The organism is Campylobacter sp. 2014D-0259 (assembly GCF_008000505.1).
Taxonomy (GTDB): Bacteria; Campylobacterota; Campylobacteria; order Campylobacterales; family Campylobacteraceae; genus Campylobacter_D; species Campylobacter_D jejuni.
Genome location: NZ_VOAQ01000017.1, coordinates 26,676 through 52,449, shown reverse-complemented (window position 1 = coordinate 52,449; position 25,774 = coordinate 26,676). Strand labels below are relative to the sequence as shown.

The 25,774-nt window shown below is 30.6% G+C and carries 31 protein-coding genes; 7 read left to right on the top strand and 24 right to left on the bottom strand.

Annotation, left to right across the window (positions count from 1 at the left end):
• Position 1: 1 nt before the first annotated feature.
• The 4 genes from SR63_RS04495 to SR63_RS04480 form a co-directional block, all read right to left on the bottom strand.
• Entirely contained in the window at positions 2-403 is a 402-nt protein-coding gene (locus SR63_RS04495; RefSeq protein WP_002851789.1) for a tRNA threonylcarbamoyladenosine biosynthesis protein TsaB, read from the bottom strand.
• Between the two features lie 38 nt (positions 404-441).
• The gene (gene lpxC / locus SR63_RS04490) at positions 442-1,326 is read right to left on the bottom strand and encodes a UDP-3-O-acyl-N-acetylglucosamine deacetylase (protein WP_014516898.1); all 885 of its coding nucleotides are present in this window, start codon (positions 1,324-1,326) and stop codon (positions 442-444) included.
• Positions 1,326-2,699 carry a M23 family metallopeptidase gene (locus SR63_RS04485; protein ID WP_147498373.1) on the bottom strand — a complete coding sequence of 458 codons (1,374 nt, stop codon included), beginning with the start codon at positions 2,697-2,699 and terminating at the stop codon, positions 1,326-1,328. Before SR63_RS04485 ends, lpxC begins: the two co-directional genes overlap by 1 nt.
• A gap of 79 nt (positions 2,700-2,778) precedes the next feature.
• A complete protein-coding gene (locus SR63_RS04480; RefSeq protein ID WP_002860956.1) occupies positions 2,779-3,606 on the bottom strand; it encodes a prephenate dehydrogenase in 828 nt (275 codons plus the stop codon).
• A 76-nt stretch (positions 3,607-3,682) separates the two neighbouring features.
• Between SR63_RS04480 and bamA the strand changes: the two genes are divergently transcribed.
• Genes bamA through SR63_RS04445 form a run of 7 tightly spaced genes read left to right on the top strand, consistent with a single transcriptional unit; the run spans position 3,683 to position 10,199 of the window.
• Complete coding sequence (bamA, locus tag SR63_RS04475; RefSeq protein WP_002877212.1) at positions 3,683-5,902, top strand: outer membrane protein assembly factor BamA; 2,220 nt, start codon at positions 3,683-3,685, stop codon at positions 5,900-5,902.
• Positions 5,902-6,624, top strand: coding sequence for an inositol monophosphatase family protein (locus SR63_RS04470; protein ID WP_002877211.1), 723 nt, complete (start codon positions 5,902-5,904; stop codon positions 6,622-6,624). The genes bamA and SR63_RS04470 overlap by 1 nt, the downstream gene beginning before the upstream one ends.
• An 8-nt stretch (positions 6,625-6,632) precedes the next feature.
• Positions 6,633-7,475 carry an acetyl-CoA carboxylase, carboxyltransferase subunit beta gene (gene accD / locus SR63_RS04465; RefSeq protein WP_002877210.1) on the top strand — a complete coding sequence of 281 codons (843 nt, stop codon included), beginning with the start codon at positions 6,633-6,635 and terminating at the stop codon, positions 7,473-7,475.
• Position 7,476: 1 nt separating this feature from the next.
• Positions 7,477-7,926 (top strand): 23S rRNA (pseudouridine(1915)-N(3))-methyltransferase RlmH, encoded by a 450-nt coding sequence (locus tag SR63_RS04460; RefSeq protein ID WP_002870404.1) that lies wholly within the window; start codon positions 7,477-7,479, stop codon positions 7,924-7,926.
• An 11-nt stretch (positions 7,927-7,937) separates the two neighbouring features.
• Positions 7,938-8,300, top strand: a complete 363-nt coding sequence (gene dksA / locus SR63_RS04455) for a molecular chaperone DnaK suppressor DksA (RefSeq protein WP_002870403.1) — start codon at positions 7,938-7,940, stop codon at positions 8,298-8,300.
• Complete coding sequence (locus SR63_RS04450; protein ID WP_002877207.1) at positions 8,290-9,276, top strand: hypothetical protein; 987 nt, start codon at positions 8,290-8,292, stop codon at positions 9,274-9,276. Before dksA ends, SR63_RS04450 begins: the two co-directional genes overlap by 11 nt.
• The gene (locus tag SR63_RS04445) at positions 9,273-10,199 is read left to right on the top strand and encodes a tRNA dihydrouridine synthase (protein WP_002877206.1); all 927 of its coding nucleotides are present in this window, start codon (positions 9,273-9,275) and stop codon (positions 10,197-10,199) included. Before SR63_RS04450 ends, SR63_RS04445 begins: the two co-directional genes overlap by 4 nt.
• A 24-nt stretch (positions 10,200-10,223) precedes the next feature.
• Here SR63_RS04445 and SR63_RS04440 read toward each other — a convergent pair whose 3' ends face one another.
• The 20 genes from SR63_RS04440 to SR63_RS04345 all read right to left on the bottom strand — a co-directional run bounded on the left by SR63_RS04440 (position 10,224) and on the right by SR63_RS04345 (position 25,769).
• The gene (locus SR63_RS04440) at positions 10,224-11,426 is read right to left on the bottom strand and encodes a Cj0814 family flagellar-dependent secreted protein (protein WP_022552196.1); all 1,203 of its coding nucleotides are present in this window, start codon (positions 11,424-11,426) and stop codon (positions 10,224-10,226) included.
• A gap of 119 nt (positions 11,427-11,545) precedes the next feature.
• On the bottom strand, positions 11,546-11,956 hold the full coding sequence (gene ybeY / locus SR63_RS04435) for an rRNA maturation RNase YbeY (protein ID WP_002876979.1): 411 nt from the start codon (positions 11,954-11,956) through the stop codon (positions 11,546-11,548).
• Positions 11,953-12,567 carry a recombination protein RecO gene (gene recO, locus SR63_RS04430; RefSeq protein ID WP_002876980.1) on the bottom strand — a complete coding sequence of 205 codons (615 nt, stop codon included), beginning with the start codon at positions 12,565-12,567 and terminating at the stop codon, positions 11,953-11,955. The genes ybeY and recO overlap by 4 nt, the downstream gene beginning before the upstream one ends.
• Positions 12,567-13,088: an isochorismatase family cysteine hydrolase gene (locus SR63_RS04425; RefSeq protein ID WP_002785057.1), complete on the bottom strand. Its 522-nt coding sequence runs from the start codon at positions 13,086-13,088 to the stop codon at positions 12,567-12,569. The genes recO and SR63_RS04425 overlap by 1 nt, the downstream gene beginning before the upstream one ends.
• Before the next feature lie 4 nt (positions 13,089-13,092).
• Positions 13,093-13,848: a tRNA 2-thiocytidine(32) synthetase TtcA gene (locus SR63_RS04420; protein WP_002860947.1), complete on the bottom strand. Its 756-nt coding sequence runs from the start codon at positions 13,846-13,848 to the stop codon at positions 13,093-13,095.
• A complete protein-coding gene (gene pfs, locus SR63_RS04415) occupies positions 13,845-14,534 on the bottom strand; it encodes an aminodeoxyfutalosine nucleosidase (RefSeq protein ID WP_002859787.1) in 690 nt (229 codons plus the stop codon). The genes SR63_RS04420 and pfs overlap by 4 nt, the downstream gene beginning before the upstream one ends.
• Positions 14,531-15,403: an ACP S-malonyltransferase gene (locus SR63_RS04410; RefSeq protein ID WP_230099754.1), complete on the bottom strand. Its 873-nt coding sequence runs from the start codon at positions 15,401-15,403 to the stop codon at positions 14,531-14,533. Before SR63_RS04410 ends, pfs begins: the two co-directional genes overlap by 4 nt.
• Before the next feature lie 47 nt (positions 15,404-15,450).
• Positions 15,451-16,014, bottom strand: a complete 564-nt coding sequence (locus tag SR63_RS04405; RefSeq protein WP_002871106.1) for a peptidylprolyl isomerase — start codon at positions 16,012-16,014, stop codon at positions 15,451-15,453.
• A 14-nt stretch (positions 16,015-16,028) separates the two neighbouring features.
• Positions 16,029-16,976 carry a tetratricopeptide repeat protein gene (locus tag SR63_RS04400; protein WP_002851738.1) on the bottom strand — a complete coding sequence of 316 codons (948 nt, stop codon included), beginning with the start codon at positions 16,974-16,976 and terminating at the stop codon, positions 16,029-16,031.
• 3 nt (positions 16,977-16,979) lie between these two features.
• Positions 16,980-17,477: a peptidoglycan-associated lipoprotein Pal gene (gene pal, locus SR63_RS04395; protein ID WP_002851617.1), complete on the bottom strand. Its 498-nt coding sequence runs from the start codon at positions 17,475-17,477 to the stop codon at positions 16,980-16,982.
• Between the two features lie 76 nt (positions 17,478-17,553).
• The gene (gene tolB / locus SR63_RS04390; protein WP_002860943.1) at positions 17,554-18,762 is read right to left on the bottom strand and encodes a Tol-Pal system protein TolB; all 1,209 of its coding nucleotides are present in this window, start codon (positions 18,760-18,762) and stop codon (positions 17,554-17,556) included.
• Positions 18,763-18,771: 9 nt separating this feature from the next.
• Positions 18,772-19,551 (bottom strand): TonB C-terminal domain-containing protein, encoded by a 780-nt coding sequence (locus SR63_RS04385; protein ID WP_002876984.1) that lies wholly within the window; start codon positions 19,549-19,551, stop codon positions 18,772-18,774.
• A 2-nt stretch (positions 19,552-19,553) separates the two neighbouring features.
• Positions 19,554-19,943 (bottom strand): ExbD/TolR family protein, encoded by a 390-nt coding sequence (locus SR63_RS04380; protein WP_002866730.1) that lies wholly within the window; start codon positions 19,941-19,943, stop codon positions 19,554-19,556.
• 8 nt (positions 19,944-19,951) lie between these two features.
• A complete protein-coding gene (locus SR63_RS04375) occupies positions 19,952-20,506 on the bottom strand; it encodes a MotA/TolQ/ExbB proton channel family protein (RefSeq protein ID WP_002854361.1) in 555 nt (184 codons plus the stop codon).
• Positions 20,506-20,895 (bottom strand): ATP synthase F1 subunit epsilon, encoded by a 390-nt coding sequence (gene atpC / locus SR63_RS04370; protein WP_002866728.1) that lies wholly within the window; start codon positions 20,893-20,895, stop codon positions 20,506-20,508. Before atpC ends, SR63_RS04375 begins: the two co-directional genes overlap by 1 nt.
• A 3-nt stretch (positions 20,896-20,898) precedes the next feature.
• Positions 20,899-22,296 (bottom strand): F0F1 ATP synthase subunit beta, encoded by a 1,398-nt coding sequence (atpD, locus tag SR63_RS04365; protein WP_002852005.1) that lies wholly within the window; start codon positions 22,294-22,296, stop codon positions 20,899-20,901.
• A 24-nt stretch (positions 22,297-22,320) separates the two neighbouring features.
• Positions 22,321-23,205: an ATP synthase F1 subunit gamma gene (atpG, locus tag SR63_RS04360; protein WP_002866727.1), complete on the bottom strand. Its 885-nt coding sequence runs from the start codon at positions 23,203-23,205 to the stop codon at positions 22,321-22,323.
• Positions 23,206-23,213: 8 nt separating this feature from the next.
• Positions 23,214-24,719 carry a F0F1 ATP synthase subunit alpha gene (gene atpA / locus SR63_RS04355; RefSeq protein WP_147498372.1) on the bottom strand — a complete coding sequence of 502 codons (1,506 nt, stop codon included), beginning with the start codon at positions 24,717-24,719 and terminating at the stop codon, positions 23,214-23,216.
• A gap of 13 nt (positions 24,720-24,732) precedes the next feature.
• On the bottom strand, positions 24,733-25,254 hold the full coding sequence (locus tag SR63_RS04350; protein WP_002866726.1) for a F0F1 ATP synthase subunit delta: 522 nt from the start codon (positions 25,252-25,254) through the stop codon (positions 24,733-24,735).
• 2 nt (positions 25,255-25,256) lie between these two features.
• Positions 25,257-25,769: a F0F1 ATP synthase subunit B gene (locus tag SR63_RS04345; protein ID WP_002851681.1), complete on the bottom strand. Its 513-nt coding sequence runs from the start codon at positions 25,767-25,769 to the stop codon at positions 25,257-25,259.
• Positions 25,770-25,774 lie beyond the last annotated feature (5 nt).

Genomic DNA, 25,774 nt, shown 5'->3' with positions numbered 1-25,774 from the left:
CCTAAATTGCATCTAAAAAATAAAAGGGAAGATTATCATTATTTAGTTTAAGCTCTTGTAAATTTTTTGGTAAAAAAAACTCTGCTGGGATATTTTGCTCTAAACAAATTTCACCTTCCTTATATACAAAACAAAAATTTTTATTTGCACTTATGGGTTTATAGCCATTTAATTCAAAAGCACTCACCGCAAATAAAGGAATATTTTTTACTATACTTAAAGTACTCAAACTTACATAAGAAATTTTAATCCCCATATAAGAACCTGGACCATTAGCATAGATTAAACTTGTAAAATCATATTCTTTAAGCAATTCATCTAAAATTTTTGGTAAAAATTCGCTTGCTTTTTCTTCACTTTTATAAGTTTTTATAAGTTTATCATCTTGATAAATTCCGATCATCAAAGGCTTAGATAAAGCATTAAGCAAAAGAGAGGTTTTTATGCAAATACCTTTTCATAAGCTTTTTGGGTTGTTTTTTCAAGGCTTACAATTTCATAAGCATCTTTATCTTTTAAAACTTCTTTAGTAAGTAAATGATTTAAATGATGACTCCCAGCATATGAAGTATAATCCCCAAAAACACGATATCCAAGCAAGGTTAAATCTCCAATTGCATCTAAAATTTTATGTCTTACAAACTCATCTTTGAAACGCAAACCTTCAGGATTTAAAATACGATTTTCATCTACCACTATAGTATTTTCTAAACTTCCACCTAGTGCTAAATTCATACTCCTAAGAGCTTGAACATCTTTTAAAAAACCAAAAGTTCTAGCCCTTGCTATGTTTTCTATATAATTTTTTTTGCTGAATTCAAAATTGTAACTTTGTTCACCTATAACAGCATTGTCAAATTTAATTGTGTAATTAATACGGGGTTCTTTAGTAGGAGTTAAACGCACAAATTTATTACCATCTCTTACTTCTATAGGCTTTTTAATTACCATAATTTTTTTAGGCGCATCAAGTTCTTTTACCCCTGCTTCATCAAGCATCATACAAAAACTAATACTTGATCCATCCATAACAGGAGCTTCATTTGCATTTAAAACTATGCGTACATTATCGATTCCATAAGCATTAATCGCACTCATTAAATGCTCTATTGTAGAAATAAATCCACGATTATCTCCTAAAACAGTTGCCATTTGAGTATTGATCACATTTTCAGGACTTGCCTTATAGCTTGCATTAAGATCGCTTCTAAAAAATACTATACCACTATTTGCTTCTAAAGGCTCTAAAGTAATTTCTATAGGTTCACCCTTATGAAGTCCTATACCTACGCCTTTGACAGTTTTTGCTAAAGTTAATTGTTTCATTAATTTTTTCCTAAAATTATCTTTTTACCATCATTTAAAACATTGTAAATATTATTTTCTATCCATTTTTTATCTTGCCATTGTTCAGGACGCGTTTCAACTCCTTGAACCAAAACTCCAAAATGCAAATGATCACCTAAGGCTAAACCACTTGTTCCTGTTTTGCCTATAATGCTTTGTTTATTAATCATTTCATCTAAATCAACATTTTTAGAAGAACAGTGCCCATAAAGACTATATACTCCAAAACCATGATAAACAATTAAATTTAAACCATAAATTCCATTTTCAGCAGCAAAAACAACCTTGCCTGCGTTATTACTTATGATAGGAGCTTGTGCTACGCTTGCTAGATCAAGCCCCATATGATAAGAATCACTCACAAATTGCCCATTATAAGAATAATACCTATGATCAGCAAAATCCGCTACTTTCATACCATTTTTAAGAGGTAAAAATAAATTCAAATCAAAATTATCAATTTTTTCCTCAGGTACTTTTGAAGTGATTTCATGGATAAGTTCTTCATTGCTATTTCTTAAAGTTTCATTGACAAACTTAAATTTTTCATAACGATTGAGATTATTATCTTTTGGAGCGTATTGATTAGCTAAATTCTCAATCTTTCCATCTAAAAATTTATCCGTTAAATTAATATTTGAAACACGATATTTACGATTAACAAAATAATACCTTATACGTTCTTTTGAAATATTTCCCGCTTTATCCGTAGCGATAACAAATGCGCGAAATTCCTCATCCCTTGCATCCCAAGCAATCAAAGCCGCATAATACCCTTCTTTTACATAAGGTGTAACTTTAAAGATTTTACCTTTATTTGTTTCTATATACACCTTATCTAAATTAGCATCATCGGCCTTAAAAACAACTGCCCCAGCACCGCCTTGCTCGATTTGGTAAGAATTGCTTATGATATTGATTTTTGGAGCCGTATTATCTACTAATACCGCAATTTGTTTTCTTGCTTCATTGCCACTAAAAAATTTCCAAAAACTAGAATCTTTAGCTATCACCTCCAAAACAAAAGATTTTACATTTTCTTTGTAACCAAATTTTGGCAAAGCAACTTGTAAGGTAATATCTTTTAAATTAGAAATCTTTTCATCTGCTATAACCATTGCACTAGTATTGTCGTCTTTATGCAATATAATTTGTACATTTTTGATAGAACTTTCATCATCTTTAACATGCACTAAAATAGGTTTTTTAAGATCAGTATATACAACATCTGGCATTAAAATTTGAGGAGGATTTTTTTCAAAAATACTTAATCTTGAAATAAAAAAAATCAAAATTGCTATTAAAACTAAAATTAAAACAGATAAATAAGTTTTGCCTTTTCTTTTTGCCATAACCTTCCTTAAAAATTTTCAATGTTTTTGTTGTTTTTAGTATAAATTCTATTATATTTTCAGTAAATATCTAGCAAATTTATAAAATTTCTCTTAGAGTATTAGCTTGTTTCATCCATTCTCTTAATTCATCATTTTTGTCTAATTGTATCATTTGTTTACATCTCTCTAATTCTTGTTGAAAAAAATCAATAGAACTTAATAAGTTATCTTTATTTTGTAAAAAAATACTTTCCCACATTTGTGGCGATGATTTGGCAATTCTGCTCATACCTTTAAAAGATCCTCCAGCTAAATGAACAATATTTCTTTTATCTTCTTCTTTCATTACAAAATTTGCCAAAGAAAAACTTATAACATGAGGCAAATGTGAAATGATAGCAGCATGATGATCATGGGCTTTACTATCCATAAAAACAATTTTCATCCCTAAATGAGAAAAAATTTCTACCGCTCTTTTTTGATGCAAATCATCAGCTATTTCACTATCGCAAAGAACACAAACTGCATCTTTATAAAGCTCTTTAAAAGCTGCTTTTGGACCTGAATTTTCAGTTCCTGTCATAGGATGAGCAAAAAGAGTTTGTTTGATTAAATTCTTAGGCAAACTTTCTATAATTTTTCTTTTTGTACTTCCAAGCTCTATAATTGTTACATTAGAAGGCAAATCAACTAACTTTTGCAAAATTTCTATAATAGCATTAACAGGAGTTGCGACAAAAATCATATCACATAAAGCTAAATCTTTAAATTCTATAAGCTCATGAATAAGACCTAATCGCAGGGCATCTTTTTCATTTTCTTTACTTAAATCCATACCATAAACACAAGAAATAAGCTTATTTTCTTTCAAACAAAGCCCTAAAGATCCACCCATAAGCCCAAGCCCTATAATTGCTATTTTCATACTTTCTACCTTAGTTTTTTTGTTAAATTTTTTTTGCTATTATACAGCTTTTAATAAAGCTTTAGGTAAAAAATCAATGAAAAAACATCTTATTAGTATTTGTGCTTTAGTTGCTATAGCCAATGCAGCAACCATTAAAGATATTAAATTTATCGGATTAAATCATTTATCGAACACAAGCGCTATAAATATCACGGGGCTTAAAATAGGCGAGGAAATAAATCCTGCAAAAATCAACACTGCTATTCTTAATCTTTATAAACAAAATTATTTCGAAAATATTGCAGTAGAAAACAACAATAGAATTTTGGAAATTATAGTTACCGAAAAACCAACTATAGCAAAGGTTACTATCACAGGTATAGCTTCAAATGATAGAAAACAAGTTGAAAGTATTTTAGGGATTAAAAGAGGCACACTACTTGATGAAGGAAGTATAAAAGAAGCTATTGAACGCATTAAAGCTTATTATGAAGCAAAAAGTTATTTTGATACTATTGTAGAATACAAAAAAAAGACTTTAGAAAATACCGATGGACTAGAGCTTGAATTTATAGTAAATCGTGGCGAAAATATCATTATTGATAATGTTCATTTAAGTGGAGCCAAGAAATTTTCATATTCTGATATAGAACCTGCTGTTGTTAACAAAGAAAAAGAATTTATGGGATGGATGTGGGGACGCAATGATGGAAAATTAAAAGTTTTTGAACTTAGTAACGATAGTTCAAGAATTGCTGATGAATATATGAAAAAAGGATATTTAGATGTTCAAGTATCCTCGCCTTATCTTAAAACCTACACAGATACTTATCAAGCAAATTTGACTTATTTTATCAAAGAAGGAAAGCCTTATAAAATTAAAAGTATAAGCATAGAAAATCCTTTATTTGATGATAAACAAAATGCACAAACCGTAAAAGATTTAAGATCAAGTGCTGGCAAAACTATCAATATCGAAGACATTAGAAAAGATGTTAAAACCATAGAAACACAAAGTGCTGATTTAGGCTATGCGTTTGTAGAAGTCTATCCTGATATTCAAAAAAATGATCAAACTCAAGAAGCCACCGTTGTATTTAAAGTAATCCCTCATGATAAAGTTTATATAAGAAATGTTATTATTTCAGGAAATTCACGTACTGTAGATCGCGTCATACGCCGAGAATTATATATAACAGAAGGTAATTTATACAATAGAACAGACTTAAGCGAGTCAAAAAATGCTTTAAAAAGAACTTCTTATTTTGACGATGTAAATATTAAAGAAGAAAAAGTTGATGATACACATATTGATTTGATTGTTGATGTTAAAGAAGCTTCTACAGGAGCTATTTCTGGAGGTATTGGCTATGGATCAAGCGATGGTATTTTACTTAATGCTTCTTTATCAGATACAAATATCTTTGGTTCAGGAATAAAAAGCTCTGTAAGCGTAGATAAAAGCGATGATACCTTATCAGGAAGGATTAGTCTCATAAATCCACGCGTTCTTGATAGTCAATATAGTCTGGGTGGAACACTTTATTCAAATGACTATGAATGGGATAATTATTCAGAAAAAAATTACGGCTTTGATATAACAGTTGGACGCCAATTTGCAAGATACTATAATGTAAGCTTAACTTATAATCTTGAACAAAGCGATATATATCACTTAAGTCCAACTCTTTTAAGAACAGGATATGAACTTGGCAAAAGTATTAAAAGCTCTATAACTCCAGCAATCACCTTTAACAATACAGATGATTATTATCTGCCACGATCAGGTATCATTGCTTCAACTAGTTTAGAATACGCTGGACTTGGCGGAGATCAAGAATTTATTTCATCAAGCTCTAAATTTAACTTTTATCAAGGTTTGCAAGACTATATAGGATATGATCTTATTTATCGCTATAAAGCGAGTTTTTATAAAGTATGGGATGAAGGCTATTTGCCAATTAATCAAAGAATTTATTTAGGTGGTATTAGATCGATACGCGGTTTTGAAAGCAGAACGGTAAGTCCTAAAAACCAATGGGGAGATGAAGTAGGTGGAACCATAGCTTTTGCCAATTCCGTAGAACTTAGCTTCCCTTTGATTGATAGAATCAAACTTCGTGGTAGCGTGTTTTTTGATTATGGTATGATAGGGCGTAAAAATTTAGATGAAATAAAAAGAATGAGTACAGGTATAGGCATTGAATGGATTACACCAATTGGACCTTTACAGCTTGTATTTGCCAAACCTCTTAATGATAAAAAAGGTGATGATACTAATAGTTTTGAATTTAATCTTGGAACACGCTTTTAATGAAAGAATTTTTAGATGCTTGCTTGAATGCAAATTTGCAAATACGCAAGTATCTAAACAATATCCCACAAAATGATCTTAAACTTTGCTCTAAATTAGGCTATGATGAAAATCAAGGCTATGAGCTTGACTTAAAATGTGAACAAATTTTCATAAAATATCTTAGTTGTTTTGGGCAAATTTTTTCTGAAGAAAGTGGCTTGATCGGGAAAGATAACCCAAAACAAATGATTCTTGATCCTTTGGATGGAAGTTCAAATTTTGTTTCTAAAATACCATTTTATGGAACTTCTATAGCTCTCATAGAAAAAGATCAGGCAAAAAGCGCTTTTGTTTGCAATCTTGTCAGTCAAGAAATTTTTGCTTTTAATAACAATCAATCTTTTAAATCTAATCTTTCCGATCCAAAATACTCACCCTTAACACCTAATCTATTTTCTAAAATAGGTATAGTTGAAAAAATTTCACTTTATCCAGAACTTCTCGATTTTTTAACAAAAAATCAATTAAAATTTCGCTCTTTGGGCGCAACAGCCTTAAGTCTCGCTTATGCTTCGTATTTTAGTTTTGTATTAATTCTTGGAAAAACACGAATTTTTGATACAGTAGCTGCTTTAACAATTCATCAAAATTTATATATAGAAAAAAATGAAAATTTCCTTCTCCTAAGCCAAGACAAGAAAATTTTTGATATAATCTTAGAATTTTTAAAAAATAATTAGGTGAATATATGAATTTTGCAGATATTTTTTCAAAAATAAGAAGACAACAACCTAGCGTTAAAGAAGCTCCAAATCACTGGGTAAAATGCCAAAGTTGTCATGCTTTGATGTATTATAAAGAAATAGAATCTTGTTTTAATGTTTGCCCTAAATGTAATTATCACATGAGAATTTCAGCTGATGAACGTATTAAACTTTTAAGCGATGAAGGCAGTTTTATTGAGTATGATGCAAATTTAGAGGCTATAGATCCTTTAAAATTTGTTGATAGTAAATCCTATAAAAAACGCCTTAGCGAAGGTGAAAGTAAAACAGGTAGAAAAAGTTCTGTTATTAGTGGAGAATGTGAAATCAATGGTTTAAAAACCCAACTTGTTGTATTTGATTTTTCTTTTATGGGCGGATCTTTAGGTTCTGTTGAAGGAGAAAAAATCGTTAGAGCTGTACAAAGAGCCATCACAAGCAAAACCCCTCTTGTCATCGTAAGTGCAAGCGGTGGAGCTAGAATGCAAGAAAGTACTTATTCTTTGATGCAAATGAGCAAAACTAGCGCCGCACTTAAACTTCTTAGCAAAGAAAAACTTCCTTATATTAGCATTTTAACTGATCCTACTATGGGCGGAGTAAGTGCTTCTTTTGCTTGGCTTGGAGATTTAATCATCGCTGAACCTGAAGCTTTAGTCGGTTTTGCTGGTGCAAGAGTTATTAAACAAACTATAGGAGCAGATTTACCTGAAGGCTTTCAAAAAGCAGAGTTCTTGTTAGAACATGGACTTATAGATGCCATAGTTGAAAGAGGAGAACAAAAACAATATCTTAGCGATGTGCTAAAATTTTTCAGTGGAAAATAATTTGCAAGTTAATATCTTTTGTATTCAAAAAAGTGATGAATTTAAAACTTGGAGTGAGAAATACTCTAAACTTATTTCTAAATACGCCACTTTAAAAGAAATAAATGTTTTTAATAAAAAAATAGCCTTAGCTCAAAATTTAAATGCCATAGAAGCAAAAAAAAGCTATGAAGAAGCTTTTATGCCTTATAAAAAAGGCTATTGTATCGCTCTTGATGAAAAAGGGAAAGAACTTACAAGTATAGAATTTGCAAAACTCATCCAAGATAAAAATGAATTAAGTTTTTTTATAGGTGGTGCTTATGGTTTAAGAGAAGAATTTAATCAAAGTTTGGATTTTAGACTATCATTAAGCAAACTTACTTTAGCACATCAATTTGTTAAAACCTTACTTTTAGAACAAATTTATCGTGCATTTTGCATCAACAACAATCACCCTTATCACAAATAGAAAGTTTTAAAATGAAAAAAAATGAAATACAAAATTTCAAAAATATTTTAGAAGAAAGAAAAAAAACCATCTTAGAAAATTTGCAAAGCAATTCAAATGAAATCGAAGCTCTTCACAATAGCGTCCCAAGCGATAGTGTAGATTTTTCTATCATAGAAACAGGCTCTCAAATTGACTTTACTATCAGCACCAATCTCAAAGAAGAACTTATAGAAATCGAAAATTCTTTAGATAAAATCAAAAACGGCACTTATGGAATTTGCGAATCTTGCGATGATGAAATCGACTCTCAAAGACTAAAAGTCAAACCTCACGCAAGATATTGTATCACTTGCCGTCAAATTGCAGAACAAGGAAAAAAACATGAAAATTAAACTCTTTTTACTTGCAAGTTTTATTTATATAGCACTTATTTTTGCCTTTGCTTGGCATCTAGAACTAGGAAGCTATACTCTAAATATCAGTACTTATACCTTTGAACTACCTATTATGATATGGCTTGTTATTCCTTTATTTGTTTATATGATTTTAGCCGTTTTGCACATAGCATTTTATGGATTTTTGCGTTATTTAAAATTTAAGCATTTTTTTAAAGATGCAGCTAAATTTGAAGCTTATACTCAAGATTTGCTCCTTGAAAAAGATCTTAAAACCACTTTTCAAACAAAAGAATTTAGAGCTGTGGCACAACTTTTTAAAACCCTAAAAACACATGAAAAAATTCCACACTCAAATAAAATCAATGAAATTTTAGATCTTATTGATGGTTTAAATAAAAACGAATTTTTTAACCTTAGTAAATTTAAACTCGAAAATAACAATGTTTTATATTTGCAAAATGAAAAAAATCATCTCAAAAACGATGCAAATTATGCCTATAGCAAACTTAAAAACCTTAATGAAATCAAAGATGAATTTGAAGAAATTGCTTTTAATACTCTTATAGAAAAAGCTAGTTATGAACAAATTAAAAATGTAAAAATCCCTAAAAAGCCTTCTGAAGTTCTCACACTTATCAAGCGTTTTAAAGAAGGAAATTTAGAACTTAGTGCAGCAGAATACGAAGTTTTACTTTCACACAATATACTAAGCGAAAAAGACTATCTTAACGCAGCAAAACTAAGTACTAAACTTTTAAATCCTGATGCTATTTTAGGAATTTTTAACAAAATTAAAAATGAAAAAAGCGAAGCTTTAAGAGCACATTTATATCTTTTAGCTGAATTTGGACTTTTAGATGAGTTAAGAGAGCAAATTCACAATGATGATAAGAAATTTAATGATTTTAAGGCCTTTTTAGCCTTGCGTGAAAAAAATATCAAAATCAATCTAAACCAACTCATACAATGATAGATTTTAGCAAAAAACCTTTATTTTTAGCTCCTATGGCAGGTTTTTCAGATCTGCCTTTTCGTAATGTAGTAAAAAAATTTGGTGCTGATATTACCATAAGCGAAATGATAAGTTCTAATGCCTTAGTTTATGAAAGTTCTAAAACTCTACATATGCTAGAAAGAGCTGAATTAGAAAATCCTTATATAGTCCAAATTGCAGGTGGAGATAAAGAAGTGCTAAAAAAAGCAGTGCAAATGCTAAATGAAATGGATTTTGTAGATGGGATTGATTTTAATTGCGGTTGCCCTGTAAATAAAGTTGTTAAACAATGCGCTGGTAGTGCTTTGCTAGAAAATTTAGAGCTTTTTAAAAATCTTGTAGGAGTAATTAAAGAAAACAATAAAAAAAGCCTTACAAGTGTGAAATTTCGACTAGGATTTAATGAAAAATATCCTGAAAAAATGGCTAAAATTTGTGAAAGCTTGGGGGTGGATTTTGTAAGCATCCACGGACGCACAAGAAAACAGCTTTATAGCGGAAAAGCCGATTATGAATCCATTGCCAGTGCTAAAGAGAGCGTGAAAATTCCTGTGATTGCAAATGGTGATATTAACGCACAAAACGCTAAAGAAGTTTATGAAATCACAAAATGCGATGGACTCATGATAGGGCGTGCAAGCGTGGGAAATCCTTGGATATTTTATGAAATCAAAAGCGGTAAAAGCGTAGATGAAAAACTCAAAAAAGAAATCATACTCACTCATTTTGATGAAATGATAAAACACTACAAAGATCAAGGCGTAAGTATATTTCGCAAGCATTTACACGAGTATTCTAAAGGCTATAAAGACGCTTCAGCCTTTAGAGATGAAGTCAATCGTATCGACAATACAGAAAAAATGCGAAAAAAAATAGAAGAATTTTTTAGTTTAACTTGATTGATTTTTATAATTTAAAAAACCTTAAGCCTTAATATCTATACTTTTTGGTGTAGAATTTAAAGAAAGGATTTTATTAAATTCTCCTGCATCATCATCACTAAATTTCATACCAAAAAGAAGTTCTAATTCTTTACTAGTGCTAAATTTATCTTTTAATAATTTTTTTACAAGTTCGCTTCTTGTATTATCATCTTTGTAAGTTTCTTTGTTTTTACTTTCTGCTTGTATAGGTTTAAAAGGCTTTTCTTTGCCTTCTTCTGAAGTTTCTTTGTTATTTGTATTTTTTAAAGGATTGCTATAATCTACACCTTTTGCCTTTTCTGCTTCTTCTAGTGATTTTACAAACTCATCGTGTCTTTGTTTAAAATCAAGATATTTGGTTTTAAATTCTTCTAGGCTCATATTAGAATTAATAAGCTTATTGTATTCATCTCCTAAATTCTTAATAGTTTTTATTAGTTTATCATCTCCTAAATTTTTAGCTCTATTTATATAATTCCATATTGATAAACTATCTCCCATAGGATTGCCCCAGCCATCTTGCTCGTAGGAATATTTTAAAGGATTTTTATTCATAAAGGACAAAAATTCTTTTATTTCATTGTTGTCCGTATCGCTATTAAGTCCAGCTAATTTACCCAGTAAGGTTGTTTGTCCTTTAATTGTGCTAAGATTATTTATAAAAAACGCAATTAAAGCACCACCTTTAGATATTTTGTTATCATGTATTTGATATTTATTAGAACCCAAATCTGCTATATTTTCATCAGTAAGCTTCCAAATGAAAGCATTATCGCTTTGTAATTCTTGCCAATAATTTACCCCATCTTTTTGGGATAGATTTTTTAAATCCTGTTCTTGAAAGCTTTCTCCTAATCCCTTATCTTTAACAAAAGAAGAAAAAGAGTTATAAGCATTTCCTATTGTTTTAGCAATGTCTATTTGAGAGTAAAAAGGTTGTCTTTTAATAAAGTTATTTACAAAATTATTTAAACCATCTGCATAAATCTTATAATCTTTTGGCAAACCTGCTGCTTCGTTAAAATCACTTGTAAAAAAGCCCTCTTTATCTACGCCATAGCCTAAAATTTTATCTACCGCTTGTGATTTATCACTTACAAGGTTATTATTTGCTATGGCATTAGATGATTTTGTATTTGAAGTAGTATTACTAAAAGTATTTGTGTAATTGTAGTTTGAATAAGAATTTATACCATTAATCATTTTTGCCTTCCTTGTAAATGAAATTTATTAAGATAAATCGGCAAAAATGATTTTTTTTAATATTTTTACTCATATATTTAAAATATAAAGCGCAAGTCTTCTAGCTCTTGAAAAAAATCTTACTTAATTTCCAAAGTCCTTACAATCAAACTTTTAGGCAAATTAAAACACTCTATAAGTTCTTTCTCTTTTTCTCTCATTTCTCCATTATCATTTTCATGATCAAAACCTAGTAAATGAAGCATAGCGTGGATAAAAAGCAAGCTTATTTCTTCTTCATAGCTATGCCCTAACTCTTTAGCCTTCTCTTTTGCCAAATCCACATTGATCACAACAGAACCCAAAGGCAAACTCTCATCGATATTTTCAAGCGGAAAAGAAAGCACATCAGTGGTTTTATCTTGTTTTCTTTGCTCTAAGTTAATTTCTTGCATTTCTTTACTATCCACAAAGACAAGCTCCACATCTTTAGGACTTAAAAAACTTGCTATAGATTCTAAAAAATCACATTTTTCATCACTTAATATCATAAACCTTCCTTAATCAAATGATATAAATTTTCTATTTCTTCATCATCAAAAATCGCACAATTTTTACTGCTATAAAATTGTTTTAGTTTTTTCTCTTCAAACTCAAATCCTAAAGCACATTGAGAATGCGAAGGTAAAAAAGCCCTTAGTAATGTAATGGGATTTTGAATTTTCTCATCACAGGCGAAACAAAAAAAATCTTTATGCAATCTTCCTTCAAATTCCAAAATTTTTAAATAAGCATCAACAATAACACGCTTTGGATTTTGTTTTTCAAACCTTTTCACACACTCATCAAGTAAATCAAAATAAAAACTATCAAGCTCTTCCACATCTTTTAAGTGTCTATATAAAAGACGGATAAATTCTTGCCAAATAAGCATTTTATCCCTTTGCATAATCCATAAAAATCCCAAATGCAATACATCTTTAAGTCTTGGTAAAAAACTAGGATTTTCTTCTAAAGCAAAGTCGATTTTATAGCCACTTAAAATACTAGAATGTCTAAGTCCATAAAAACGATAAGCCTTAATAAGCATTTTAGGACTTAAAATATAAACGATCAAATCCTCATCTTTAACTTTTTGAGTATGAAGTATAAAGCCTTGCATTAAACAATTTCAATACCATAAGCCCTAAGTATATCAAAAGCGGATTTTTCTAAATTTTCATCAAAACTTGCACTTAAATTTTGGTGTAAAATTATCCTTGCATTAGGCTTAGCACCAAAAGCTAAAATGATATTACAAAACACACAAATATGAGAAACAAGCCCTGCAAAATGAAGTTCTTCATAATCGCTTTTTTGTATGAAATTAGCTAGTTCTAAGCTACCAAAAGTATTTTTATAAAAAATTTTATGAGCTTTTTGTAAAAAAGGTTCAAATTCCTTTGGCATTTGCCAACCCAAACTCTCTTTAATACAATGTTTTACAGGTAAATTTAAACCTTCTTTACTTTGTAGATAATGCTCATCATGCGTATCATAGGTTAAAAGCAAATGCGTGTTATTAAAATCGATTTGATTTAAGGCTTTAAGAATATTTTCTTTGATTTTTAAAGCCTTATCAAAACCTAAACTTCCATCAATAAAATCATTTTGATAATCCACTAAAACAAAAGCTTTTTTCATGCTTTTATGCCTTTTGAAGCCAAAAACTCTCCGTGTGTAAATTGGCAAAAGCGGTTTTTAAACTTGTAAAAAGCTTAGGATGATCTTTTTCTAAATTTGCTAAAAGCTGTTTAGCTTCTTCTCTAGCGTGGGGGAATTTTACATTTTTTTCGCTGAGTTTCATACCAGGACAAAATTCATTTCCTATCACGCTAAGTTCATTTTGCGTAGCATTATCCCTAAGCTGTCTTTCTCGCACAAAAATCAAAGGGCGTATCACAATTACACCGCGTTTGCTTTGATAAATAGGCGCTAAGGTTCTTAAAGCTCCATTATGAATAAAATTCATAAAAAAGCTTTCTGCTGCATCATCTAAATGATGGGCTATAGCAAGCTTGTTAAAACCTTTTTCAAGAGCGTAAGTATATAAAGCTCCACGACGCATTCTCGAAAAATAACTACAAAAACTTGAATTTTCTCTTATGGTATCACCTGAAACTTCATAAATATTTGAATCAAGCACGCTATGTTTAATGCCGTGTTCTTCACAATGTGCATGAAGATGAGAATAATCCTCGCCCATGCCATAACTCAAAGTTACCGCTTCAAGTTCAAATTTAAAAGGAGCATGAGCTTGCATACGATTTAAAAGATGGGCTAAAGCCAAAGAATCTTTCCCGCCGCTAAGCCCTAAAAGAACCCTATCTCCATCTTTAATAAGTCCAAATTTAGCATTAGCTTGTGCAACTTGGCGTATGAGTTTTTTGCTAAGATTTATCATAATTTCTCGCACATTTTAAGCACAAAATTGGCTGAAATTTTAGCTGAATTGATCACAAACTCATCAAAATCAAATTCAGCCTTTTCCCCTGCTTTATCACTCATAGCTCTTAAGATAAAACAAGGCACCTTTAAAGCATCACAAACCAAAGCCACGCTTGCGCCTTCCATTTCACAAGCATCCGCATTGAAAATTTCTCTAATTTTTGCTTTTTTTGCTTCATCACAAATAAACTCATCACCCGTTGCAATAATACCTGCACGCAGTTTGATATTTAATTCCTTAGCAACTTCTAAAGCAAGATTGTTTAATTTCTCATCGGTTTTGATAAAAATTTCATTACCTGGAACAAAACCTAAAGGATGTCCAAAAGCGGTAATATCAAGATCGTATTGAGCTAATTTTGTTGCGTAAAGCAAATCGCCAATTTCAAGTTCAGGATTAAAAGCACCCGCAACTCCTGTAAAAAGCAAAGCTTGTGCGCCAAATTTTTCTATCATCACACTAGCACTAAGAGTAGAATTTACCTTTCCGATTTTAGAATACGCTAAAACAAGTTCATGATTTTTATACTTTGCAAAATAATAAGTATTATTAGCGTGTTCTATTTTTGTATAATCTTTAAGTGTTTCAAGCAAAGGAGTGATTTCTTCACTCATGGCTCCTAAAATTGCTATTTTCATCATATAACCTTTAAAAATTCATCAATATCATTCATATTTGTTAAAGCATAAGTTTCTTTTGAAGTGATTTTTTTATTCAAACCCTTAAGCACGCTTGCACCAAATTCTATGAAATAATCTACTTCATTTTCACATGCCTTAATGCTTTGTTTATAAAGCACAGGAGAGATAAGTTGTGCTTTTAAAAGTTCAAGGGCTTCTTCTTTGCTTGTATAAATTTTGGCATTTGCATTAGAAATTACGGCTTTAAAATTTGGTTTTAACACCTTTTCAAGCTCCACACAAAGCTTAGCTGAAGCATTTTCCAAAAGAGGACAATGACTTGCCACGCTCATATTTAAAAGCATAGCTCTTTTAGCTCCTGCTTCTTTAAATACACTTTCATAACTTGCTAAATCAGGTTTTAAACCTGCTACAACGATTTGTCCATCGCAGTTATAATTTGCAGCGAAAATTTGCTTGTTTTCTTTTTGTGCTTTTTGACAAAGCTCTTCAACCTTTTCATCATCAAGCCCTAAAACAACCATCATACCCGCTTCAACTTTTACACAATCTTCTTGCATAAAAAGCCCTCTTTTATTGACCAAAGAAAGAGCCTCTAAAAAATCAAAAGCACCATTGACAGCTAAGGCTGAAAATTCTCCCAAAGAATGCCCTAAAGCAAATTTCGAACTTAAATCAGGTTTTTTTTCAAGTAAAACACTATAAGCCATTAAGGAATTTAAAACGATGGCGGGTTGAGTAAATTCACTTTGATTGAGTTTTTCGTTTTCTTCAAAAAGCAAATGTTTAAAATCAATCTTACAAAAATCACTTGCGTTTTGAAGGAGTTCTTTGGCTTTTATAGAGTTTTCATAAAAATCTTTTCCCATGCCAAGACTTTGTGAGCCTTGACCTGGAAATATGAACGCAGTCTTCATTAATGACAACCGCAACCGCCGCCACCACAGCAACCGCCGCCACCGTGTCCGTGATGATGATCGTGTCCATGTCCGCTTCCACAACCACAACTATGACTTCCTGCAATAATACCTGTAAGAATTTCATCTTCACTTGCAGCTCTAGCATCTACGATATTTAAAGAAAAAAGTAAATCACGACCCGCATAAGGGTGATTATAATCAATTGTCACATCATTTTCACTAATTTCTTTTACAGTTACACGAACAGTTTCGCCATTTTCACCTTCGCCAAAAAGCTCCATACCTACCTTTAAATCAATACCTGCAAATTGCTCTTTTGGTAAAGTTTGAACGGCATTTTCATCGTATTCGCCTAAACCTTTTTCTTTTTTAATTACCACATCAGCATTACTAGGGCAATCAAGCTTCATCACTTCTTCTTCTAAGCTTTCTAAAATCTGACCTTTGCCTAAAATAAAAGAAATAGGTTGAGAGTATAAATTTGATTCTAAAACTTCATTTGTATTTGCGTCTTTTAACTCATAAAACATTGAAACTACACTATTTTTTTCTATAGCCATTTTATCTCCTTAATTTATTTTCTATTAGGTGAAGCTTTTGCTTCGGGTGAATTTGGATAATTAGTTTTTAAAGCTTTATAAAAACCATTTGCTGTTTTTGTATCACCTGTTTTATCCAATGAAATGGCAGTATGATATAAAAGTTTTGGGAAATAATCCCCTTTTGTACTCAAAGAAGAACTTTTTTTATAATAAACAATAGCATTGTTATAATTTTTTTGTTTATACTCGATCTCCCCTAACCAAAAATTTGCTCTTGCAGGTTTATACTGCTTTGTTATGAGAAAATTTAATTTTGCTTTGGAATCTTCAAAAGCATTTTTATCAACATCTTTTATCGCTAATTCTAAAATTTCATTATTTTTTTTCTTTTTCCAAGATTCATCAATTTGTTTTGCTTTATCATCTTGGGTATTTTGAGTATTATTGTTTTCAATGGTACTATTTGAATCTGTAGTTGAAACAACAACACTAGGTGTAATAGTTTTAACGCTTAAATTTGCATCATTTAATTCGTTTTTAGAAACATAATTTGCATTAATAGCATCTACTAAAGAACTAAGTTCGGCTAAAACTTTTTTTACTTGCTTATTATTAGCTTCTTGAATTTTTCTACTTTCTTCAACATAAGCTTTTAATTTTTGAATTTCACTAGTAAAATTATTTTCAATATTTTGATTATTCTCTTCAACTTGACTTAATCTAGAATTTGATTTAGCATATTGAGAATTTATACCTTCTAAAGTACTTTGTAAACCCTCGATTCTTTCGTTAATTTCATTAATTCTAGCATTTGTTTGTATATTTTCATTATTTAAATTATCTAACTTTTCTTTAAATAATTTTTCATTTGAAGTTAAACCATAAGAAGAATTGCTTGTTATATCTCCTGCACCAAAAGCTGAGCTTTCTGCATAAAGTAAAGTAGCTCCAAGAAGAGCTACTGTGAATATTTTTTTCATTAATTATCTTGATAATTTAAATTCAGCACGTCTGTTTTGCGCATCGCAAGCTTTAGTTTTTTCAGTGCACACAGGATTTGTTTCTCCATAGCTTTTAACAGCAATTCTATCAGCATTTACACCTTTAGCGATTAAAGCTTCTTTTACAGCTTTTGCTCTTTTTAAACCTAGAGCTTGGTTATATTCATCAGTTCCCCACTCATCGCAGTTTCCTTCAACAGTAATACTTACACCGCTTACTTCAGTGTTAAAGATATTAGCATTCGTGCTTACAACATTTTGCATATCAGGACGAATGTTGAATTTATCAAAATCAAAATATACTTTATTTAAAGTATCATTAAGTTGAGAAATTTTTGAATCAATATCCCAACCATCACTTCCACCTGAACCACGATTTGAATCAACACTACTATCACCGCTTACGCTAGTGCTTTTTGTGCTACAACCACTAATAACAACTGCAAGAGCTGCAATTGAAGTAAAAAGAATTTTTTTCATTTATGACCTTTCAAAGTTAATAAATTCTTACTATTATATCTAATTTTTAATTAATTTTAACCTAAAATTGAAATTTTTACCAATCAATTGATTGAATTTTTCCAACCCTAAGAGGAAAATAAAAAGTCTTATTTGCATTTACACGAATAACACCTAAAGCACTTTGCGCACCTAAATATTTGATAAATACTATACTTCCACCATCACTAGAAAATCTTGGAAATAAATTTTTTCCATTTGCTGTAAGTTGACGAATATAATCACTATTAATTGACATCAAATAAATATTAAAAACACCTGCTTGATTTGGTTCACGACTTGAATAAACCAAAAAATCTTTATAAGTCGAAACAGCCGAATTGTTTCTACCATGAAAAACAACTTGTTCAGCACTATTACTATTTAAATCTTGCATAAAAATATTAGGATATCCCAAACGATCGCTTACAAATACCACTTTACTATCATCTGAGCCAATAAAATTTCCATTAACATCAATACCAGAATAATTAGTTAATTGTGTTAGATTTTTGGTATTTAAGTCATATAAATAAACATCAGGCTGATCTTTTGGAGCCATGGTAACAAGTAGTTTACTTCCATCTACACTCACATCACTTGCTACAACCATACCGCCACTTGATAAAATTTTACTAGCTTTATTGGTATTTAAATCATAACGGTATAAAGTTGGCTTATCATGATCATAAGCTGTATAATAAAATAGAGTTTGTTCTTTATTTCCCCATTTTGGAAATAAATTAAGCCCACCATCAACAATAACTTTTTGATAAGTTAAAGTATAATCAGCCATAATAATTTGACTTTTTTTAGAGCTAGAATTTCTCGCGATCAAAATTTTATGATCCATCCAATCAACAGGTGCAAGTCCTAACGCATTTACAGAAGCTTTGACGCTTTTATGTGCCAAAAATGGATATTGCTCTAAACCATTTAAAGTATAAGTTTGCTCTGACTTATCAGAACCGCCAGCTTTTATTTTTACATTTAAACTCAAAGTGTTACCATTTTTATTTAAAGCGTATTCAAAAGTATAATTACTTGTCTCAGTTGCATTAGCAACAACTTCAAAATTTGAACTTACTTTCAAATCGTTCACAATGATATTATAAAAGCTTTTCTTTAAATTCTCATCACTTAAATTTGAATTATCTTTAACAATAATCTTTGGTAAAACTACACCAGAATTAACAACATCAATCACTGGATCTTCTGCCCAAAGACTTCCTAAAAAGACTAAAAAAATTGCTACAATTTTTTTCATTTTTTTCTCCTAATCATTTTTAACTTTTGCTTCATCTCTTAAATTCATGGTAATGCTTATATTTTTATTTTGCGGAGGATAAGTAATAAATTTACCTTTTTGACTTTCTAAAAATTCAGCCACTTTAGCATCATATAAAGGATTCCCACTTTTTTCAACTGAAGTATAGCCAAATTTTCCATTTTCATCAATAAAAATTTTTACCTTAACAGAAATTTTTTCACTATTTGGATAATACTGAGTCCATCTTTGAGTGATAATACGCACAACTTTCCCTAAAAATTCATCATAAATTCCAATCTTTTGCGCCTTTGTGCTTTCGCCTTGCGTTGAACTTTCTTCTTGAAGTAAACTATCATTAAGTTGTTTTACAAGTTCGGAAGCTTGAGGTTTTGGGGCACTAGAAGCTCCTGATTTAGCACTTGATTGAATTTTTGTAGTCTTTTCTTCTTGTATTTCTTTGATATTTCCAAAAAGCTCATTAAAATTACTTGCCTTTTGGTCAATATCTTCGGTTTTAACTGTTTTATTTGTAGTCTGAGCAAAAAGCTTTTCTATATCAATTTGCTCTGTTGGTTTTTGTATTTCTTTAGGAGTGTTGCTCTGAGTAATAACTTGTTTTGATGGTTCAGCAAGTTCAATATCTACAAAACTATCTTTTATATCAGTATATTGTATAGCAGGTTCAACCTCGCTTACAAGTCTAAAAAAAACAAGAATTACTATACTAATATATATTGCTAAAGCAAGTAAAAACGAATTTAAATTACTCAAACCATAATTTTTCATGATTATTCAGTCTGTAAAGCAACTTTATTAAATCCTAAATTTTTTACACTTCTTAAGACTGAAATAACATCGTCATATTTTAAGCTTTTATCAGCGCGTATAAAAACCGGATCTTCGGTATTAAATTGTGCTTTTCTTTGAGCAAGATTGTCAGCAAAACTTATAAAATCGTATTTTTCTTGATTTAAAAAAATTTCTTTTTTTGCATTAATACTAATAATTAAACTCTTAACAGTTGGAGCGCTAGTATTTTTTTGACTACCTTGTGGAAGATTAATTTTTTCTTCATAAGTAATGCTTGGAGCTGTTACCATTAAAATCGCAAGCAATACAAGCATAATATCTACTAAAGGTGTGATATTAAGCTCAGGTTTTTCATCATCAAATGGCATTTTTAACCTTATTTACTCGAACTTATAACTTTAATCTCGCTATCAATAATGCTTAAAAGTTCGAAAGCTTTTCTTTTAATGATGAGATGAAATGTATAAGCAGGAATTGCTACTAAAATACCACAACCTGTAGCAACTAAAGCCTCACTGATTTTAGGAGCTATGATACTTAAAGAATTTTGAGTTCCAAGCCCACCAAAAGTTTCAAGTATAGAAATAACTGTCCCAAAAAGACCTATAAAAGGTGAAGTTGAAGCAATAATACTAAGCCAAGTAAGTCCAGCAGAAGCGCGGCGACTTGCTAAATTTTTATAGATTTCTAAATGATTTGAAGTTGTATCATTGCATTTTCTTAAAATCGAATCAGTACGACTTAAATCCTTCTCACCCAAGAGCAAAGTTTCTAAACTTTCTTTTTCTTTATTTCTCCATGTAGCCAAATAAGTCAATCTAGCAAACAAAATACTAAATGCTAAAATAAAATATAAAGAAAGCCATAATAAAACTATATAAGTAATAATACTTGAACTATTGAAAAAATGAAATATAGCTTCAAAATTCATTAATGCATCCTTGCATTATCAAGTTTTGAAAAAGTTGCTGCTAAAGCTGCATTATCAGAACTCATAGATTTAATCAAATCTTTTGCTTGAGCAAGATTTTTTTCAATCTCACTTTCATCACTTCCACAAACCCAAACCGCACCCTTTGCTAACACGCAAATCTTATCTTCATCTACCTTTGCATGTCCAGCATCAATAGCAATTAATTCATGATTTAAATCAGCTTTTTCAATATCAATTACTCCAGATTTTAAAGAAGAAACCAAAGTAGCGTGTCCTTTAAGTACGCCAAATTCTCCCTCGCTACCTGGTAAAGTAACAGATTTTACTTCTCCTTGATAGATTACACCCAAAGGCGTAACTATCTCGAAATTAATCAAATCGTTCATAAATTAACCTTTTAATTTATCCGCTTTTGCAATAGCTTCATCTATATTTCCAACCATATAGAAAGCATTTTCTGGTAAATGATCATATTTACCTTCTAAAATTCCCTTAAATCCTGCTATTGTATCTTCAAGGCTTATATATTTTCCTGGGCTACCTGTGAAAACTTCTGCAACGAAAAATGGTTGTGATAAGAATTTTTCAATCTTTCTTGCTCTTTCAACTACAAGTTTATCCTCTTCGCTAAGCTCATCCATACCTAAAATGGCGATGATATCTTGTAAATCTTTGTATTTTTGAAGCACTGATTGAACACCACGAGCAACTTTATAATGTTCTTCTCCAATGATATTTGGGTCAAGCATTCTTGAAGTTGAGTCAAGTGGGTCAACTGCAGGATAAATACCCTTTTCAGCAATAGCTCTATTTAAAACCGTTGTAGCATCTAAGTGAGCAAAAACAGTTGCTGGAGCTGGGTCGGTTAAGTCATCAGCTGGAACGTAAACAGCTTGAACTGAAGTGATTGAGCCTTTTTTAGTTGAAGTAATTCTTTCTTGGAATTTACCCATTTCACTTGCTAAGGTTGGTTGATAACCCACAGCTGATGGAATTCTTCCTAAAAGTGCTGACATTTCAGAACCTGATTGTGAAAATCTAAAGATATTATCAATAAACATAAGCACATCAAGACCCATTTCATCTCTAAAATACTCAGCCATTGTTAAACCTGTTAAAGCAATACGATTTCTTGCCCCTGGTGGTTCATTCATTTGTCCATAACATAGAGCAACTTTGTCTAAAACATTGCTTTCTTTCATTTCATTATAAAGGTCATTTCCTTCACGAGTTCTCTCACCCACACCTGCAAATACAGAATAGCCACTATGCTTAAATGCAACATTGTGAATAAGCTCCATAATAATAACAGTTTTACCAACACCTGCACCACCAAAAAGACCTACTTTACCACCTTTTGCATAAGGAGCAAGTAAATCCACAACTTTAATCCCTGTTTCAAAAATCTCACTTTTTGTGCTTTGATCTTCAAAAGCTGGCGGATCTCTATGAATTGCCCATTTTTTATCAAAAGAAATTTCTTCACCTTCATCGATCAAATCTCCAGTAACATTGAAAATTCTTCCTAAAACTTTCTCACCAACAGGAACACTAATAGGAGCACCTAAAGCCTCAGCTTTTAAGCCCCTTACCAAACCATCTGTCATATCCATAGCAATAGTTCTAACTCTATTATCTCCTAAATGAGCTGCTACTTCTAAAACAAGTTTATGTTTTTTTCCTTCGCTTTCAAAATTTACAACAATTGCTTCATTAATTTGAGGTAAATAGTCGTTAAAATCTACATCAACAACCGGACCTAATACCTGTGAAATAAATCCTTGCATTATTTATCTTCTCCTTAAAATTTACTATTTCATTGATTCAACACCACTGATAATTTCTATAAGCTCAGTAGTAATGGATTCTTGTCTTGCTTTATTATAAGCTAAATTTAGTTGTTTCACTCTTGCCTTTGCGTTATTAGTTGCATTATCCATAGCTTGCATTCTTGCACTATGCTCTGCCGCCAAAGAATCGATTAATGCATAATACATATTATACTCGAAATATGTTTTCATTAAATCTTCTAAAAGCTCAGTTCCTTCTGGTTCAAGCTCTAAAAGAGAATTATGAGTCTGTTCAATACTCTTTGGTTCAACTGGAATAAGATGATTAATTTTAAGTTCTTGGGTAATCATATTTTTATAACCATTATGAACTAAAATCACTTCATCTGTATTTCCATTTAAAAAATCATCTACAGCAGCATGAATTACTTCACATGCTTTCTCATAGTCAGGACTAGAACTAAGATGGAAATATTTCTCTAACAATTCTATTTTTTGAAAATTAAAATATTCAATCCCAGTTTTACCTATAGCTCTAAGACGAATATTAATATTTTTTGCTTCATATTCTTTTAGCATTTCACTTACTGCTTTTAAAGTCTTAATATTAAAACCACCGCATAAGCCTTTATCTGCAGTGATAAATATTAAATCTACAGTTTTAATTTGTTCTTTTTTATGAAACAAAGATAAACGCACATCATCTTCATTGTGAACAATTTTATTGATCTGAAATGAAATTTCACTCAAAATTTCATCGATTTTTTGTGCATAAATTTTTGATCTTTTAGCTGCTTCTTCTGCTTTTTTTAACTTAGCAGTAGAAACTAGCTTCATAGCATTTGTAGTCTTTTGAGTGTTATGAACACTTTTAATTTTTCTTTTAATTTCTTTTAAATTAGACATAAAAGACCTTATAAATGATTTGCTTTAAACTCATTAATGGCTTTAGCTAGTTTTTCTTCCAAATCAGAATCTAAAGCTTTTTTAGAGCGAATTTGCTCAAAAATATCTGGATGTTTTGCCTCAATAAAAGGATAAATTCCATCTTCAAATTCCTTAATTCTAGAAACAGCAATATCATCTAAGAAACCTTTGGTTCCTGCAAAAATTAAAACTACTTGTTTTTCAACGCTAAGCGGAGAATAAGGTGGTTGTTTTAAGAGTTCAACCATTCTTTGTCCACGTTCAAGTTGTTTTCTACTTGCCTCATCTAAATCACTAGCAAATTGTGCAAAAGCTTGAAGCTCTCTATATTGAGCAAGGTCAAGTCTTAATGTGCCTGAAACTTGTTTTGTAGCTTTAATTTGAGCAGCCCCACCTACACGAGATACTGATAAACCAACATTAATTGCAGGACGAATTCCTGAGTTAAATAAATCAGTTTCTAAGAAAATTTGTCCATCTGTAATTGAAATAACATTAGTTGGAATATAAGCAGAAACATCTCCTGCTTGTGTTTCAATTATCGGCAATGCCGTCAAAGAACCAGCACCTAATTCATCATTTAGCTTGCTTGCTCTTTCAAGCAATCTTGAATGAAGGTAAAAAACATCGCCTGGATAAGCTTCACGACCTGGAGGACGACGTAAAATCAAAGACATTTCGCGATAAGCTACAGCATGCTTGCTCAAATCATCATAAACAATTAAAGCATGTTTTGCGTTGTCTCTAAAAAATTCACCCATGGTTACACCAGTATATGGAGCTAAGTACTGTAAAGCCGCAGGATCTGAAGCACCAGCATTTACAACAATAGTATATTCCATAGCACCATGTTCTTCTAGTCTTTTAACCACTTGTACCACTGTACTTTGCTTTTGACCAATTGCAACATATATACAGATAACTCCTTGACCTCTTTGAGATATAATAGTATCAACAGCAACAGTAGTTTTACCTGTTTGTCTATCACCTATGATAAGCTCTCTTTGACCACGACCAATTGGCACAAGCGCATCAATAGCTTTAATTCCTGTATGTAAAGGCTCATGAACACTTTTTCTCGCCATAATACCTTTTGCTTTTTCTTCAACAAAACGATATTCATTAGCATTGATCACACCTTTAGCATCAATTGGCTCACCTAAAGCATTTACAACACGACCAATCAAAGCCTCACCTACTGGAACTTTAAGTAATTTCTTAAGTCTTTTTACAGAAGCACCTTCTTTTAAACCTTCTCCTTTTCCAAGTATAACAATACCTACACTCGACTCTTCAAGGTTTAAGGCCATTCCTTTATCACCATTTTCAAATTCTACCATTTCTCCAGCCATAATATTCTTAAGTCCATATACCTTAGCAACACCATCAGCTACAGAAATAATCTTTCCTGTTTCTTCAATTTCAAGATTTAAATCAAAATTTTCAATTCTTTCTTTGATTATTGAACTGATCTCATCAGCTTTAAATTTCATTTACTTTTTCTCCTTAGATAATTTTCAATATATATTCGTTTAGCTTATTTTGAAGAGCTTTCATAGAAAAAGAAAGTTCATAACCTAATTCTTCTAATTCTATTTTAACACTATCATCTTGACTGATTTTATTATTTAGTTTAATATTTGCATCAAATTTTTTGTTAAGTTTGACTTCAAGATCTTTAAGATTTTCTTGACTTAATTTTTCTTTAGAATATACAATACCAACAAAAATATTTTCTTTAAAAGCTTTTTGTCTTTCAAGTTCTTTAACTATTTGAGGAATGTATTCTAATCTTGAATTTTCAATCAAAAGTCTTAAAAAATTTTGAAAACTAGAATTTTTAATATCAAAAAAAGAATCAAGAAATTCCATTTTTCTTTCTTTTTTAATCTCATTAGATTCTATAATATTTTTAAATTTTGGCAAAACAAAAGCAGAATTTAAAATACACAAATTCTGATAAAAATCATTTATATCAGCTCTTGAAGCTATCGCTTTTGCATATCTTCTTGCAATTATATTTTCCATATTTAAGATACCTTCTTCATCATAAGTTCTATTATTTCACTCTGTTTTAATGTCATATTTGGATCAGAAAAAATTTCATTTAAAGTATTTGATACTAATTCTTTTTCCATTTTTCTAAATTCATAATCTTTTTGTTCCTCAAAATGTTTTTGAAGTAAATCTAACTCATCTTGAGTCTCTTTCTTAATATTTTGAACTAAAATTTCAGCTTCTTTTTTTGCTGTAATTAAAGCGGCAGCAGCACTTGCCTTAGCTTCTTCAAGTTTTTTCATCGTGTCTAATTTCTTAGCTTTACTTTCTAAAAGTTTTTTTTGAATTTCATCAAGTTTAGAAGAAATTTTTACAATACGGTTTTTGTAAAAATTTTTAAATGGAGTTGCAACAAAATAATACAATATAGCCACAAAAATTAGAAAATTAATAGTCCTTGGAATAATATCATATTCTCCACTACCATTTGATGCACCAAAAGCATATAAAGGTAGCAAAAATATAATAAAGAATAACTTACTCATTTCTC

What these genes read in the sequence shown, in the direction of transcription:
- ybeY (WP_002876979.1), bottom strand. Translation starts at nt 11,956, where the DNA reads ATGATATTAAGTGATGAAAAATGTGATTTTTTAGAATCTATAGCAAGT.
- SR63_RS04440 (WP_022552196.1), bottom strand. Translation starts at nt 11,426, where the DNA reads ATGATTAATGGTATAAATTCTTATTCAAACTACAATTACACAAATACT.
- SR63_RS04425 (WP_002785057.1), bottom strand. Translation starts at nt 13,088, where the DNA reads ATGAAAAAAGCTTTTGTTTTAGTGGATTATCAAAATGATTTTATTGAT.
- SR63_RS04420 (WP_002860947.1), bottom strand. Translation starts at nt 13,848, where the DNA reads ATGATAAATCTTAGCAAAAAACTCATACGCCAAGTTGCACAAGCTAAT.
- accD (WP_002877210.1), top strand. Translation starts at nt 6,633, where the DNA reads ATGAATTTTGCAGATATTTTTTCAAAAATAAGAAGACAACAACCTAGC.
- SR63_RS04410 (WP_230099754.1), bottom strand. Translation starts at nt 15,403, where the DNA reads ATGGGAAAAGATTTTTATGAAAACTCTATAAAAGCCAAAGAACTCCTT.
- SR63_RS04345 (WP_002851681.1), bottom strand. Translation starts at nt 25,769, where the DNA reads ATGAGTAAGTTATTCTTTATTATATTTTTGCTACCTTTATATGCTTTT.
- pal (WP_002851617.1), bottom strand. Translation starts at nt 17,477, where the DNA reads ATGAAAAAAATTCTTTTTACTTCAATTGCAGCTCTTGCAGTTGTTATT.
- atpD (WP_002852005.1), bottom strand. Translation starts at nt 22,296, where the DNA reads ATGCAAGGATTTATTTCACAGGTATTAGGTCCGGTTGTTGATGTAGAT.
- SR63_RS04405 (WP_002871106.1), bottom strand. Translation starts at nt 16,014, where the DNA reads ATGGCTATAGAAAAAAATAGTGTAGTTTCAATGTTTTATGAGTTAAAA.
- lpxC (WP_014516898.1), bottom strand. Translation starts at nt 1,326, where the DNA reads ATGAAACAATTAACTTTAGCAAAAACTGTCAAAGGCGTAGGTATAGGA.
- SR63_RS04485 (WP_147498373.1), bottom strand. Translation starts at nt 2,699, where the DNA reads ATGGCAAAAAGAAAAGGCAAAACTTATTTATCTGTTTTAATTTTAGTT.
- SR63_RS04445 (WP_002877206.1), top strand. Translation starts at nt 9,273, where the DNA reads ATGATAGATTTTAGCAAAAAACCTTTATTTTTAGCTCCTATGGCAGGT.
- recO (WP_002876980.1), bottom strand. Translation starts at nt 12,567, where the DNA reads ATGCAAGGCTTTATACTTCATACTCAAAAAGTTAAAGATGAGGATTTG.
- SR63_RS04400 (WP_002851738.1), bottom strand. Translation starts at nt 16,976, where the DNA reads ATGAAAAAAATATTCACAGTAGCTCTTCTTGGAGCTACTTTACTTTAT.
- SR63_RS04450 (WP_002877207.1), top strand. Translation starts at nt 8,290, where the DNA reads ATGAAAATTAAACTCTTTTTACTTGCAAGTTTTATTTATATAGCACTT.
- atpA (WP_147498372.1), bottom strand. Translation starts at nt 24,719, where the DNA reads ATGAAATTTAAAGCTGATGAGATCAGTTCAATAATCAAAGAAAGAATT.
- SR63_RS04380 (WP_002866730.1), bottom strand. Translation starts at nt 19,943, where the DNA reads ATGCCATTTGATGATGAAAAACCTGAGCTTAATATCACACCTTTAGTA.
- dksA (WP_002870403.1), top strand. Translation starts at nt 7,938, where the DNA reads ATGAAAAAAAATGAAATACAAAATTTCAAAAATATTTTAGAAGAAAGA.
- tolB (WP_002860943.1), bottom strand. Translation starts at nt 18,762, where the DNA reads ATGAAAAAAATTGTAGCAATTTTTTTAGTCTTTTTAGGAAGTCTTTGG.
- SR63_RS04375 (WP_002854361.1), bottom strand. Translation starts at nt 20,506, where the DNA reads ATGAATTTTGAAGCTATATTTCATTTTTTCAATAGTTCAAGTATTATT.
- bamA (WP_002877212.1), top strand. Translation starts at nt 3,683, where the DNA reads ATGAAAAAACATCTTATTAGTATTTGTGCTTTAGTTGCTATAGCCAAT.
- SR63_RS04495 (WP_002851789.1), bottom strand. Translation starts at nt 403, where the DNA reads ATGATCGGAATTTATCAAGATGATAAACTTATAAAAACTTATAAAAGT.
- SR63_RS04385 (WP_002876984.1), bottom strand. Translation starts at nt 19,551, where the DNA reads ATGAAAAATTATGGTTTGAGTAATTTAAATTCGTTTTTACTTGCTTTA.
- SR63_RS04350 (WP_002866726.1), bottom strand. Translation starts at nt 25,254, where the DNA reads ATGGAAAATATAATTGCAAGAAGATATGCAAAAGCGATAGCTTCAAGA.
- atpG (WP_002866727.1), bottom strand. Translation starts at nt 23,205, where the DNA reads ATGTCTAATTTAAAAGAAATTAAAAGAAAAATTAAAAGTGTTCATAAC.
- SR63_RS04480 (WP_002860956.1), bottom strand. Translation starts at nt 3,606, where the DNA reads ATGAAAATAGCAATTATAGGGCTTGGGCTTATGGGTGGATCTTTAGGG.
- pfs (WP_002859787.1), bottom strand. Translation starts at nt 14,534, where the DNA reads ATGATGAAAATAGCAATTTTAGGAGCCATGAGTGAAGAAATCACTCCT.
- atpC (WP_002866728.1), bottom strand. Translation starts at nt 20,895, where the DNA reads ATGAACGATTTGATTAATTTCGAGATAGTTACGCCTTTGGGTGTAATC.
- SR63_RS04470 (WP_002877211.1), top strand. Translation starts at nt 5,902, where the DNA reads ATGAAAGAATTTTTAGATGCTTGCTTGAATGCAAATTTGCAAATACGC.